The sequence below is a fragment of the Aeromicrobium sp. genome (assembly GCF_036675695.1).
GTDB lineage: Bacteria > Actinomycetota > Actinomycetes > Propionibacteriales > Nocardioidaceae > Aeromicrobium.
In genome coordinates, this window is the sequence record NZ_JAKFEL010000148.1 from 82,200 (window position 1) to 94,213 (window position 12,014).

Genomic DNA, 12,014 nt, shown 5'->3' on the forward strand with positions numbered 1-12,014 from the left:
ACCGGGTCACGCCTGGCGCCCCGAAGATTCGGCGGTGGGGATCTTGGACAAACCTAGGAAATTCCTCGCCCCAGTCTTGACCGACCGCGGCCTAGCGTTATTCCCATGAGAAATCGCGGAGTTACCGTCCTCACCGTCATCGGTGTCCTCAGTGCTGGTACGGCTGCCATGGCCGTCAACGCCGATACGTTCGGGTCGCCAAGCTCGCCGAATGACGGTGCGTCATCCGTCCTGGCGCCGGGGGCGGATCTCACGCCAACCCTGCCCGAGCGAGCGTCGACGCCGTCAGACACAGCCACGGAAGACGTGACGCCTGAGACGACCGACCTGCCCCTGACCGTGGTGCCGCGGGCCGCCGCTCCCGCACCCGCCAACCCGAAGCCACATACGGCACCGAAGCCCCGGACCACCGAGGACGACGGCCACGACGAGGACGACGACGAACACGAAGACGAACATGAGGACGAAGAGGACGAAGAAGACGGCGAGGACGATGACTAGGCGCCCAGCCCGCACCGCCAAGGTCATCACCGGAACCGTGACAGCGCTCGCGTTCGCGAGCATGGTCTCGGGTCTCCACATCGCCGGCGCATCGGCGGAAGCCGCCCAGCAAGAGCTCACCCGGCAGGCAGTGGCACGCGAAGCGGCGGCACGAAGTGACGTTCGGCTCGCGGGCCAGATCGTCGCCATTACCGACGCAGCTGAGCGAAAGGCCGCCGCCAAGGCCAGAGCAGCCGCCAAGAAGGCGGCGGCCGCGCGGGCCCAACAACTAGCAGCCGCGGCACGGGTGTACGTTCCAGCACCTCGTGCGGCCGCACCGAGGTCTGCTCCCCGACCGGCCCCAAAGAGGGCGTCCACACCGGCGCCGGTCGACGCATCGTCCGGTGGTTCATGACCCAGCCCGTCGAGGTCGGGGCAGCTACGTCAGTTGTTCTCGAGCATCCCTCGACCTGGCCCGTGTTGACGAGGACCGAGGCTGTGATGGGCGGCCACACCTCCGTCACAGTCGTGGGTGGAACTCCTGCCCTGCTCGACGCGGCCTTCGATCTGGCACACCGCTGCGACTCACTGTGGAGCAGGTTCACTCCGACGAGTGACCTGATGCGTCTGAATCATGCCGAAGGGGCGCCGGTCGAGGTCGACGACCTCACGATCCAGCTCATCCGTTCGATGATCGACGGGTACACGCTCACCGGCGGCGCCTTCGACCCCACCCTTTTGCCAGCCGTGCTCGCTGCGGGCTACGTCTGCTCCATGCTGGACCCGACGCGCCGCACCGTCCTTCCTGACTCCGCGGCCGCACCAGGTGACGTCACCGGCATCCACATCGATGGGCAAACCGTTACCCTCCCTCGCGGCACCACGCTCGATGCAGGCGGTATCGGCAAGGGCCTGGCCGGAGATCTCCTGTGCCAGCTGGCGATCGCCGGTGGAGCCGAGGGAGCCATGGCGAGTGTCAGCGGCGATGTCGTTGTGGCGGGTCGCGCACCGGACGGTGATGCGTGGCGCCTCGGCATCGAGAACCCCTTTGTCACAAGGCAATCCAGCTCGGCCAATCCCCACTGCGACGTCGTACGACTCATCGAGGGTGCGCTGGTGACCTCCAGCGTTCGAAAGCGCACGTTCCAGGTCAATGGAGTCCCGACCCACCACCTCATCGATCCGGCAACCAACCACAGTGCTCGGACCGCGATCCAGACCGTCTCGGTCATTGCAGAAACCGGCGATTGGGCCGAGGTGCTCACCAAGCCAGGGTTCCTCCTCGATCCGAACGACTACATGACCTGGCTGCCGACGATGGGGGCCGCCGGTCTCTTGATCGACAGCGACGGCACGATCCATGAATCAACGAACTGGGAGCAATACCGGTGAACGATCCGCATATCTGGTGGTACATCACCCGCGCCTCCGCCATGGTGGCGTGGATCCTGATGACCGTGTCAGTGCTCTGGGGAGTGCTGCTCGCGACGCGCGCCCTGCGGCACATCGACAACCCGGGCTGGTTGCACGACCTGCACCGATACCTCAGCGGCCTGTCGATCCTGATGGTCGGGTTGCACGTGATTTCGCTGATGCTCGACGGGTGGCTGAAGTTCCGGATCGCCGAGGTCCTGGTGCCATTCGCCACCGACTTCAAGCCGGTCGCGACTGCCATCGGAGTGATCGGCCTGTACGTCTTCATTGCAATTCAGGCCACCTCGATGGTCATGCACAAGCTGCCCGCCAAGTTCTGGCGAGCAGTCCACCTCCTGAGCTACCTCCTGCTCGGAGTGGTGGCAATCCACGCAGGAATGATCGGCACTGACGTGGGCTCGATCTGGTACACCGTCCTTGCGATCACACTGATCGCGACCGCCGTCCTCGCCGTGGTTCTGCGGCTCGTCGTCAACGAGCGGGTCGAAACCCTGACCGCGAGCGCAAACGCCCACCGCGAGCGGCCGACGCGCACCATGGTCGTCACGGCCCTCACCCCTCTCGCCGAAGGAGCGCTGGGCGTGCGACTGTCCGCCCTCGACGGTGCTCCGCTCCCATCCTGGCAGCCCGGTGCGCATCTCACCCTTCACCTTCCGGTCGGACAAAAGCAGTACTCGCTGTGCGGCGACCCAGCCAACCGATCGGCATACGAGATCGCTGTACGCCGCACGCCGGATCCGACCGGAGGCGGCGGATGGCTGCACGCGAATCTGGCCATCGGTGAGACTGTGCAGGTCTCAGGTCCGCTGAACCATTTCGATCTCGTCCCTGCGGCGTCATACCTGTTCGTCGCCGGCGGCATCGGGATCAGTCCGATCAAGTCGATGATCGAGTCACTACCTGCCCATCGAGCCTGGATCCTGCACTACGCGGGCCACAGCCGCCGCAGCATGCCGTTTGTCGACGAACTCGAACGCGCGTACCCGGGTCGGGTCGTGGTGCACGCGAGCGACGAAGGATCCCGGTTGTCACCGAGTGCAGTGGTCACCGGCACCAGCTCGGAGGTCTACGCGTGCGGTCCGGAGTCGCTCATGCAGGCGGTGGCCGACCGCGCCCCCCAGACTCAGATGCACCTCGAGCGCTTTGTCGCGCTGGAACGCGTCGGTATGCCAGCCACACCGATCGCCATCACGTGCGCTCGCGCTGGTAGAGAGGTGACAGTCAGAGCCGACGAGAGCGTCCTCGATGCGCTTGAGGCCGACGGAATCGCCGTCCTCGGGTCGTGCCGCGAAGGGGTCTGCGGCGCGTGCGAGGTACGCGTGTTGGCCGGCAGCGCCGAGCACCTCGACTCCGTCAGCGACGACGCCGAAAAGGATGCAGCCCGAGTCATGTATCCCTGCGTGTCGCGAGCCCGCGAAGGATCACTCGTGCTCGACGTCTGAGAGCAGCGGCTAGTCGACCGTTGGCGGGTTCGAGATCGACAGGAACGTGTCGCTGAACAGGTCGATGTCATCCGACGGTCCGCGGCCCGTACCGGCACCCTTGAGCAAGCTCACCAGCTCGGCGGTCGCACGGTCGATGCGTTCGCCGAGGGCGTTCGTACCGTCCGAGCCCCAGTCGTACGGGGAGGCAAACACGCCAGTCGGTACGACGAGTGCCTGCATGTACGCAAAGAGCGGACGCATCGCGAAGTCGATCGCCAGCGAGTGCCGCGCGGTGCCTCCGGTCGCCGCGAGCACGACCGGCTTGCCGGTGAGCGCGTCGGCTTCGAGCACGTCGAAGAACGACTTGAAAAGGCCTGGGTAGGACGCCTTGAAGATCGGCGTGACGACGATCAGACCATCAGCCGCAACGACCTTGTCGATCACGGTCTGCAGACGCGGCGGGGCAAACCCGGTCAGCGTCGCGTCGGTGATCTCGTGTGCCAGCTCGCGCAGCGAGACGACCTCGACGGTCGCATCGCCGTACTTCCGCTTTACCGACTCGGCGAACCGGTCGGCGAGCAGCCGCGTCGTCGACGCATCGCTCAGACCGGCAGCGATTGCCACGATGTTTGTCATACCGTCGCCTCTTCGACCGACTCAGCAGCGAGCTTGGCTGCTACGCGAGCCCCGTGGGTCGGAGCATCCGGTACGTTCGCCGGCCGACGAGCATCGAACTCGGCACGCAGCTGAGGCAGCACCTCACCGAGCTCGTCGAGCTGCTCAAGCACGGTCTTGAGCGGCAGGCCTGCGTGGTCGACCAGGAAGAGCTGACGCTGGTAGTCACCGAAGTACTCGGCAAACGTCAGGGTCTTCTCGACGAACTCCTGCGGACTGCCGACGGTGAGCGGTGTCTGCGCGGTGAAGTCCTCGAGCGAGGGGCCGTGGCCATAGACCGGCGCGTTGTCGAAGTACGGACGGAACTCCTTGACCGCGTCCTGGCTGTTCTTGCGGATGAAGAACTGGCCGCCGAGTCCGACGATCGCCTGCTCCGGCTCACCGTGCCCGTAGTGGGCGTAGCGCTGACGGTAGAAGTTGATCAGCCGGATGTAGTGCTCCTTGGGCCAGAAGATGTTGTTGGCGAAGTAGCCGTCGCCGTAGAACGCAGCGAGCTCGGCAACCTCCGGCGTACGAATGTTGCCGTGCCATACGAACGGCGGCACACCGTCCAGCGGGCGCGGAGTCGCCGTGAATCCCTGCAGCGGCGTACGGAACTCCCCCTGCCAGGTGACGACGTCTTCGTCCCAGAGCCGGCGGAGCAGCTGGTAGTGCTCGACCGTCAGCTCGATCGCCTTGGAGCCGTCGAAGCCAAACCATGGGTAGACCGGAGCGGTGTTGCCGCGGCCGAGCATGAGATCCATACGGCCATCGGCCAGGTGCTGCAACGTCGCGTAGTCCTCGGCGATCTTGACCGGGTCGTTGGTCGTGATCAGCGTCGTGGAGGTCGAGAGGATGAGCTTCTCGGTCTGTGCGGCGATGTACGCGAGGGTCGTCGTGGGCGACGAGGGTACGAACGGCGGGTTGTGGTGCTCACCCGTCGCGAAGACGTCGAGCCCGATCTCCTCCGCCTTCTTGGCGATCGTGATCGTGTTCTTGATGCGCTCGTGCTCGGTCTGGACGGTCCCGTTCGTGGGATCGGGGGTCACGTCACCGACTGAGAACAGTCCGAACTGCATGCTGGTCATCCCGCATTCTCCTTCAAAGAACGTTGTGGAATGTTCAACTAGTTTCTCATGCCCGCTATTCCCTCGTCGAGGCCCTGCGTGCCAACAGGATGCGACGGGACACCACCACAGTGCCGTCAGGGCGCTTGTCATCCTCAGCGAGCAGCTCAAGTGCCGTGAGGTCGGCCGGGTCGAGAAGTCCGTCGAGCTGCTTGATCGCCCGCCACATCGACAACGTGACGTAGCGGCGTTGAGCCTCGTCGAGAGGAGGCTCGTGGGTGATCACGGACACATGATCATCCATCACCTCCAGTCCGGCACCTCGCACCATCTCCGACAGCTCCCCCGACGGAGTGTTGCCATGCCAGTGCTGCGACTGCTCCGCGAAGTATCGCTCGTACGCTGCCTCGACACGATCCCCGAGCGCGTCGTCGCCGGGGGGCAGAAGGCGGCGCTGATCGCCGAACTCCACGATCGCCAGCACGCCGTGCTCGCTCAAGGAGGCTGTGATCTCGTGGATCGCCGCGCGCTCGTCACTGACGTGGTGCAACGACATCGAAGCCCAGACGAGATCGATGTCATCCAGCTCACCGATGCCGCCCGGTAGCTCCGCCACCCGGGCACTGACCCGTGCACCCACCCCGGCGAGATTCGCCCGCTCGATCACGGCGTCGACCATCGACTCCGACGCGTCGATGGCGACCACTTCGGCCTCGGGCAGCAGCCTGGCCAGCTCGAGCGTGGCGACACCCGGGCCTGATCCGATGTCGAGCACCCGTCGTACGGGATGGTCGAGCAGACCGACCACCTCCGCGACGAAGTCCAACGCGATCTCTCCGTCCGCAACGACGCGGGCAACCTCCTCGGGCCCGACGAAAGCCTCGTCGGGTCCTGGATGGTGGTGATGTGGCATTTGCGCTCCTGACCTGGATGATCTCCCGATCGTGTCAGTTCATGTCGACCTGAAGTCAATCCGATCAGACCCGCTTCTGCCACTCGCCCTCAGCGCCGATCGGCGTGAAGCCCATCTCGATGTTGACGCGGAGCATCGGCTCGTTCTCTTCTGCGTTGAACGTCGTGATCAACGGTGTGTCAGGAGCGGCCTCAAGCATGAACTGGGCATTGGCGGCCTTCAGGAGCATCCCGAGCCTGTGGCCACGATGCGCACGCACGACGAGCGTGTCCTCCTGCACCGCAGGCTGGTTCGCACCCTCAAGGCGCCCCAGCTCGCTGTATGCCACCAGTGTGCCGGTCGGCACGTGCTCGGCGGCTGACACGAACAACGTCCGACCACTACCTTCCTGGCGATCGTCGTGTTGGCGTACGCGATCGGCGTCCCACTCGTCGACGATCGTCTCGAGACCGCCGCTCGGCTCGTCTGTGCTCATCGCCGTGGCCAGAGCCGCTCGCTGCTCGAGCCACTTCTCGGGCGTACGTCCGATCCAGCTGACGACGCGGTAGTCATCGCCAGCCTTGTGCTGGGCTGCCCGGCGATGCCGTTCCAGTGACTTGCCCGCATCGGTCAGGTCAAAACTGCTGATGCGTACGACCTGCTCGAGCTGGTAGCCGCGGCTAAGGAGGAATTTCACTCCAGGGTCGGCGGCTGGGAGGTCGCCGAACCCGGTCGAGGAAGCGATCCGCTCACCGCCCTGGTTCGTCGTATGGATCACTGATGCGTGAAGCACCCGGCGACCCAGCTCGGCAGCCAGCTTCTCCTGCATGTCGAAGAGCGCTGTGCCGATTCCGCGGCCGCGGTACGCCGGAAGCACGTCAGCCATCAGCGATGCAGCCGGTGCGTTCTCCGCCGTCATCCACGCGAACAGGGCGCGCGCAATGACTCGCCCTTCGTCTCTCACGACGAAATGGCGCCGAGTCTTCTGCGGGGTGCTGATGAAGTGAGGGAAGATCGCCTCCGGCGTGACCGCGATGGCGTCGGTCCCCAAGGTGTCGAACTCGACCTCGTTGCGCATCTCGATCAGTTCGCGGAACTCGTCCCCCCCGGGACCGTCCAAGCTGTCCGGGAGGATCAGCTCGTCGATGACGACATCAGTCATTACGTACGGTGCCTCTCGAAGAATTGCTTGAGCAGAGTCGAGGACTCATCGGCGAGCACGCCGCTGACCACCTCAGGTCGGTGGTTGAGGCGACGATCGCGTACGACGTCCCACAACGACCCTACGGCTCCCGCCTTCTCGTCAAAAGCGCCGAACACCAATCGTTCGACCCTCGACGCGACTATCGCGCCGGCGCACATCGTGCACGGTTCGAGCGTGACAATCAGGGTGCAGCCCTCGAGCCGCCACTCACCCAGCGCCTCGGTGGCTTCGCGGATCGCGACGATCTCGGCGTGGCCGGTGGGATCGGCGTCGCGCTCGCGAGTGTTGCGACCCCGACCGATGACAAGCCCATCGGCATCGATGACGATCGCGCCCACAGGCACGTCGTCGGAGTCAGCAGCGGTCAGTGCCAGGTCGAGCGCCTGCCGCATCAATGCGTCGTACATCAACCGATGATGGCGTCGAGCTTGTCGCCAAAGCCGAGACGGTCGGCGACATCGCGAAGGATGTCCTCAGGAAAGAGGTCGTCGTCGTCGCACAGCACGCTGAGCTCGAGGCCGGGCATGCCGAGATCGCTGATGATGTCGAGGTCGCCGACCGGCTGCGGATCGTCCGGATCCTCGGGATCGGGCAGGTCCAGCAGGTCCGCAACTCCGCCGGCCAGCGGCCAGTCGGTCACAGCCGTCACATCGGACAGCAGCGCACGTACCTGCACACCCGAGCGACGCAGGATCACGAAGAAGTCGTCGTTCATCGAGACCAGCCCAAGCACGCCAACCTCTGACGGGAAGCGGGTGAGCGCTTCGCTCAGTTCGTCAACATCCTCGCCGATGGTCGCGTGGAGCTCGACGACCTGCCACTCACCTTCGTCGCGGTAGGCGGCCACCGCGAAGTCGACATCGTCCTCAGCCATGGCACACCTCCTTGAACGACTCAGTCTCGGCACGTCACGGGACCGCCTAACGGCGGCCTCTCTGTGATGGTGACAGACCCAAGCCTGATGTCGCTACTCTCGTCGCATGCAGGTACACGTCGCCGACCACCCGCTCATCTCGCACAAACTCACCAAGCTGCGCGACGAGCGTACGGACTCGCCGACGTTCAGACGCCTCGCTGATGAGCTCGTCACGCTGCTCGCGTACGAAGCGACACGCGACGTACGGGTGTCGCCGGTCGACGTCAAGACGCCCGTCGCGATCGCCAAGGGCGTACGACTGACGGACCCGCGACCGCTCGTCGTACCGATCCTCCGCGCCGGCCTCGGCATGCTCGAAGGCATGCAGCGGCTGCTGCCCACCGCCGAGGTCGGCTTCCTCGGCATGGTGCGCAACGAGGAGACCCTCGAGGCCGTCACGTACGCCGAGCGCCTGCCCGACGACCTGACGGGTCGCCAGTGCTACGTGCTCGACCCGATGCTCGCGACCGGTGGCTCATTGGCCACGGCGATTGACTTCCTGGTCAAGCGCGGGGCCAACCACATCACCGCGATCACCCTGCTCGCCGCTCCCGAGGGCATCGCCCGCATGGAGAAGGAGCTCGAGAACATCAACGTGCCGGTCAACCTGGTGACGGCAGGGCTCGACGAAAAGCTCAACGAGCTCGGCTACATCGTCCCCGGCCTGGGAGACGCCGGCGACCGCCTGTACGGCGTAGTCGACTAACCGAGAACGTCGGTGTTGAAGATTCCGTACATGATGCCGACCACGACGAGGGCAAGCACCAAGAAGATCAACGCCTTGTTGCCGGTGTCGTCATCGTCATTTGGGCGGTCGTACTCGGGCTTGTCCACAACACTTCTCCAATGGATCGGGTCGGTACGAACTTGTTAACGATTCCACGTGCCTTCACGTCACGACTCACACACGATTGACTCACAGCGCGCGGATGATCTCCTCGACCTTGTCCTTCGCGTCGCCGAACAGCATCTGACTGTTGTCGCGGAAGAACAGCGGGTTCTGTACGCCGGCGTAACCGGTCGCCATCGATCGCTTGAACACGACGACGTCGGTCGCCTCCCACACGTGCAGGACGGGCATGCCCGCGATCGGGCTGCTCGGATCCTCCGCAGCGGCGGGGTTGACGGTGTCATTGGCGCCGATGACCAGCACAACGGAGGTGCTGGCGAAGTCGTCGTTGATCTCGTCCATCTCGAGGACGATGTCGTACGGCACCTTCGCCTCGGCGAGCAGCACGTTCATGTGGCCTGGAAGACGACCCGCGACAGGGTGGATGCCGAAGCGCACCTCGATGCCCCGCTCGCGGAGCTTGCGGACCAGATCGGCGACCGGGTACTGCGCCTGGGCAACCGCCATGCCGTATCCGGGCGTGATGATCACCGAGCTGGCGTTCTTGAGCAGCTCAGCGGTGTCCTCGGCGCTGATCTCGCGATGCTCGCCGTAGTCGGTGTCGTCGTCCGAGGCCGCTTCGATGCCGAAGCCGCCCGCGATGACGGAGATGAACGAGCGGTTCATCGCCTTGCACATGATGTAAGAGAGGTAGGCACCCGACGAGCCCACGAGCGCTCCGGTGACGATCAGTGCGTCGTTGTTGAGCAGGAAGCCTGATGCCGCCGCGGCCCAACCCGAGTAGGAGTTGAGCATCGACACGACAACCGGCATGTCGCCGCCGCCGATCGAGGCGACGAGGTGCCAGCCGAGCAGCAGCGCCACCACGGTGACGGCGATGAGCAGCCCGAGGTTGGGCGAGATGACGAACCAGACCGTGAGCGCCACGAATGCGGCGAGTGCGCCGAGGTTGATGATGTTCTTGCCCGGCAGCACCAGCGGTGCCGACGAGATGCGGGCCGACAGCTTGAGGAACGCGACGATCGATCCCGTGAAGGTGACCGCGCCGATGAAGACACCGATGAAGACCTCGGCGTTGTGGATGTCCTCGAGTGACTGCAGGGAGAAGTGCCCGTGCTCGAGGTAGCCGTTCCAGCCGACCAGCACGGCAGCGAGGCCGACGAATGAGTGGAGCAGCGCGATGAGCTCGGGCATTCCGGTCATCTCGACCACGCGTGCACGCCACAGGCCGATGGCCGCGCCGACCACGACGGCGACGAGCAGCAAGGCGATCGTGGTGCCATCACCGATGTCAGCGACGACTAGGAAGGTCGCAGCAAGCGCGATCGCCATACCGGCGATGCCGTAGACGACGCCCTGGCGTGACGACTCGTGCTTCGACAGCCCGGCGAGGCTGAAGATGAAGAGAAGTGCAGCGACGATGTACGCAGCTGTGGCGATGCTCTGGGAATCCATACCCGTCACCCCTTTGAAAACATGCTGAGCATGCGTCGGGTCACGGCGAATCCACCGAAGACATTGATGCTGGCGAGCAGGATCGCCACGAACGAGAGGGTGCGGATCGCGGTGTCGTCATCGGCGATCTGGAGCATGGCTCCGACCACGATGATGCCGGAAATTGCGTTGGTCACCGACATCAGCGGCGTGTGCAGCGCGTGGTGCACGTTGCCGATGACATAGAAGCCCACGACGATCGCGAGAGTGAGCACGGTGAAGTGCTGGGGCAGCGGCGCGGGTGCGAAGGCGTTGACCAGAAAGAGCGCGAGGATGCCGATGCCGACCAGCGTGAGCTTGCGGGCAGCGGTCATCGGCTGCTTGGCGGGAGCAGGCTCTGCCTTCTCCTTGACCGCGGCGACAGGCGCAGCGGAGACCTGGATCTCCGGCGGCGGCCACGTCTTCTCGCCATCGCGTACGACGGTGATGCCGCGCTGGACCACGTCATCGAAGTCGAGGACGAGCTGGCCGTCCTTCTCCGGAGTCAGCAGCTTCATCAGGTTGACCAGGTTGGTGCCATAGAGCTGCGACGCCTGCGTGGGAAGACGACCCGGCAGATCGGTGTAGCCGATGATGGTGACGCCGTTGTCGGTGACGACAGCCTCGCCGGGCTTGGTGCCCTCGACGTTGCCACCCTGGGCTGCGGCCATGTCGACGATGACGCTGCCGGGCTTCATGCTCGCCACATCGGCAGCGGTCAGGAGGATCGGGGCAGCGCGTCCCGGGATCAGCGCGGTCGTGACGATGATGTCGACCTCGGCCGCCTGCTCCGAGTAGATCTCGGCAGCGCGCTTGTCGTATGCCTCGGACGTCGCCTTGGCGTATCCGTCGGTGCTCTGCTCGGTCTCGACGTCGACAGCGATGTACTCGCCACCGATCGATGCGACCTGGTCAGCGACCTCAGCACGCGGGTCTGTTGCTCGTACGATCGCGCCCAGGCTGCTGGCCGTACCGATCGCGGCGAGGCCGGCGACGCCAACTCCCGCGACGAGAACCTTGGCCGGCGGCACCTTGCCGGCAGCCGTGATCTGGCCGGTGAAGAAGCGGCCGAAGACATTGGCGGCCTCGATGACCGCGCGGTAGCCCGCGATATTGGCCATGGAGCTCAGCACGTCGAGCGACTGGGCACGCGAGATGCGAGGCACGGCATCCATCGCCAGCACCGTGATCGGCTTCGTGGCGAGCTCGTCGACCAGCTCGGGCTTCAGCGCCGGACTGATCAGACTGACCAGGGTGGCACCGTCGGCGAGCTTGTTGATCTCGTCGCTGCTCGGCGCGTTGACCTTGAACACGATCTCGCTGCCCCACGCGTCACCGATCGTCGCGCCAGCCTCGGTGTACGCGTCATCGGTGAAGCTGGCCGACTCGCCGGCGCCGGACTCGACGACGACGTCGTATCCAAGGCCGATCAGCTTGCCAACGGTTTCAGGGGTCGCAGCGACCCGGGTCTCACCTGCGGCCGACTCAGCGACCACTCCCACGACACTCATTCGGCAGAACCTATCGGTCGCCGGTCACGGCGACCACCCCATGAGACAGGCGTCTCATTTCTGAGCATTCGGTTTCCTTCCGCATTTCAGATACCGGCGGTATGTTAAT

14 protein-coding genes are annotated in these 12,014 nt (G+C 65.1%); 5 read left to right on the top strand and 9 right to left on the bottom strand.

From position 1 onward, the window contains the following. Positions 1-105 precede the first annotated feature (105 nt). From V6M39_RS09470 to V6M39_RS09485, 4 genes are read left to right on the top strand one after another with little or no spacing between them, the layout of a single operon-like run. The gene (locus V6M39_RS09470; protein WP_332643574.1) at positions 106-501 is read left to right on the top strand and encodes a hypothetical protein; all 396 of its coding nucleotides are present in this window, start codon (positions 106-108) and stop codon (positions 499-501) included. Continuing rightward, positions 494-895 carry a hypothetical protein gene (locus V6M39_RS09475; protein WP_332643575.1) on the top strand — a complete coding sequence of 134 codons (402 nt, stop codon included), beginning with the start codon at positions 494-496 and terminating at the stop codon, positions 893-895. The genes V6M39_RS09470 and V6M39_RS09475 overlap by 8 nt, the downstream gene beginning before the upstream one ends. Beyond that, positions 892-1,872 (top strand): FAD:protein FMN transferase, encoded by a 981-nt coding sequence (locus V6M39_RS09480; RefSeq protein ID WP_332643576.1) that lies wholly within the window; start codon positions 892-894, stop codon positions 1,870-1,872. The genes V6M39_RS09475 and V6M39_RS09480 overlap by 4 nt, the downstream gene beginning before the upstream one ends. Next, positions 1,869-3,356 carry a 2Fe-2S iron-sulfur cluster-binding protein gene (locus V6M39_RS09485; protein WP_332643577.1) on the top strand — a complete coding sequence of 496 codons (1,488 nt, stop codon included), beginning with the start codon at positions 1,869-1,871 and terminating at the stop codon, positions 3,354-3,356. The genes V6M39_RS09480 and V6M39_RS09485 overlap by 4 nt, the downstream gene beginning before the upstream one ends. A 9-nt stretch (positions 3,357-3,365) precedes the next feature. Here V6M39_RS09485 and V6M39_RS09490 read toward each other — a convergent pair whose 3' ends face one another. The 6 genes from V6M39_RS09490 to V6M39_RS09515 all read right to left on the bottom strand — a co-directional run bounded on the left by V6M39_RS09490 (position 3,366) and on the right by V6M39_RS09515 (position 8,029). Further along, complete coding sequence (locus tag V6M39_RS09490; RefSeq protein WP_332643578.1) at positions 3,366-3,974, bottom strand: CE1759 family FMN reductase; 609 nt, start codon at positions 3,972-3,974, stop codon at positions 3,366-3,368. Continuing rightward, the gene (locus V6M39_RS09495; protein WP_332643603.1) at positions 3,971-5,071 is read right to left on the bottom strand and encodes an LLM class flavin-dependent oxidoreductase; all 1,101 of its coding nucleotides are present in this window, start codon (positions 5,069-5,071) and stop codon (positions 3,971-3,973) included. The genes V6M39_RS09490 and V6M39_RS09495 overlap by 4 nt, the downstream gene beginning before the upstream one ends. Before the next feature lie 64 nt (positions 5,072-5,135). Then, positions 5,136-5,972, bottom strand: coding sequence for a class I SAM-dependent methyltransferase (locus V6M39_RS09500; RefSeq protein WP_332643579.1), 837 nt, complete (start codon positions 5,970-5,972; stop codon positions 5,136-5,138). A 64-nt stretch (positions 5,973-6,036) separates the two neighbouring features. After that, positions 6,037-7,113, bottom strand: coding sequence for a GNAT family N-acetyltransferase (locus V6M39_RS09505; protein ID WP_332643580.1), 1,077 nt, complete (start codon positions 7,111-7,113; stop codon positions 6,037-6,039). Further along, on the bottom strand, positions 7,113-7,547 hold the full coding sequence (gene tadA / locus V6M39_RS09510; protein WP_332643604.1) for a tRNA adenosine(34) deaminase TadA: 435 nt from the start codon (positions 7,545-7,547) through the stop codon (positions 7,113-7,115). The genes V6M39_RS09505 and tadA overlap by 1 nt, the downstream gene beginning before the upstream one ends. A 14-nt stretch (positions 7,548-7,561) precedes the next feature. Next, on the bottom strand, positions 7,562-8,029 hold the full coding sequence (locus V6M39_RS09515; protein ID WP_332643581.1) for a tRNA adenosine deaminase-associated protein: 468 nt from the start codon (positions 8,027-8,029) through the stop codon (positions 7,562-7,564). A 106-nt stretch (positions 8,030-8,135) separates the two neighbouring features. Here V6M39_RS09515 and upp point away from each other — a divergent pair, with 106 nt between their 5' ends. After that, on the top strand, positions 8,136-8,777 hold the full coding sequence (gene upp / locus V6M39_RS09520; RefSeq protein WP_332643582.1) for a uracil phosphoribosyltransferase: 642 nt from the start codon (positions 8,136-8,138) through the stop codon (positions 8,775-8,777). On the opposite strand, the gene V6M39_RS09525 is transcribed toward upp, so the two are convergent. The 3 genes from V6M39_RS09525 to V6M39_RS09535 all read right to left on the bottom strand — a co-directional run bounded on the left by V6M39_RS09525 (position 8,774) and on the right by V6M39_RS09535 (position 11,905). Then, complete coding sequence (locus V6M39_RS09525; RefSeq protein WP_332643583.1) at positions 8,774-8,905, bottom strand: hypothetical protein; 132 nt, start codon at positions 8,903-8,905, stop codon at positions 8,774-8,776. The genes upp and V6M39_RS09525 overlap by 4 nt on opposite strands. A gap of 82 nt (positions 8,906-8,987) precedes the next feature. Beyond that, positions 8,988-10,376, bottom strand: a complete 1,389-nt coding sequence (gene pntB / locus V6M39_RS09530; RefSeq protein ID WP_332643584.1) for a Re/Si-specific NAD(P)(+) transhydrogenase subunit beta — start codon at positions 10,374-10,376, stop codon at positions 8,988-8,990. 5 nt (positions 10,377-10,381) lie between these two features. Beyond that, a complete protein-coding gene (locus V6M39_RS09535; protein ID WP_332643585.1) occupies positions 10,382-11,905 on the bottom strand; it encodes a Re/Si-specific NAD(P)(+) transhydrogenase subunit alpha in 1,524 nt (507 codons plus the stop codon). Positions 11,906-12,014 lie beyond the last annotated feature (109 nt).

Bases quoted from the DNA above. Each gene is read 5' to 3' on its own strand.
- V6M39_RS09470 (WP_332643574.1), top strand. From the start codon at position 106: ATGAGAAATCGCGGAGTTACCGTCCTCACCGTCATCGGTGTCCTCAGT.
- V6M39_RS09490 (WP_332643578.1), bottom strand. From the start codon at position 3,974: ATGACAAACATCGTGGCAATCGCTGCCGGTCTGAGCGATGCGTCGACG.
- V6M39_RS09500 (WP_332643579.1), bottom strand. From the start codon at position 5,972: ATGCCACATCACCACCATCCAGGACCCGACGAGGCTTTCGTCGGGCCC.
- V6M39_RS09535 (WP_332643585.1), bottom strand. From the start codon at position 11,905: ATGAGTGTCGTGGGAGTGGTCGCTGAGTCGGCCGCAGGTGAGACCCGG.
- pntB (WP_332643584.1), bottom strand. From the start codon at position 10,376: ATGGATTCCCAGAGCATCGCCACAGCTGCGTACATCGTCGCTGCACTT.
- upp (WP_332643582.1), top strand. From the start codon at position 8,136: ATGCAGGTACACGTCGCCGACCACCCGCTCATCTCGCACAAACTCACC.
- V6M39_RS09505 (WP_332643580.1), bottom strand. From the start codon at position 7,113: ATGACTGATGTCGTCATCGACGAGCTGATCCTCCCGGACAGCTTGGAC.
- V6M39_RS09515 (WP_332643581.1), bottom strand. From the start codon at position 8,029: ATGGCTGAGGACGATGTCGACTTCGCGGTGGCCGCCTACCGCGACGAA.
- V6M39_RS09495 (WP_332643603.1), bottom strand. From the start codon at position 5,071: ATGCAGTTCGGACTGTTCTCAGTCGGTGACGTGACCCCCGATCCCACG.
- V6M39_RS09480 (WP_332643576.1), top strand. From the start codon at position 892: ATGACCCAGCCCGTCGAGGTCGGGGCAGCTACGTCAGTTGTTCTCGAG.
- V6M39_RS09475 (WP_332643575.1), top strand. From the start codon at position 494: ATGACTAGGCGCCCAGCCCGCACCGCCAAGGTCATCACCGGAACCGTG.
- tadA (WP_332643604.1), bottom strand. From the start codon at position 7,547: ATGCGGCAGGCGCTCGACCTGGCACTGACCGCTGCTGACTCCGACGAC.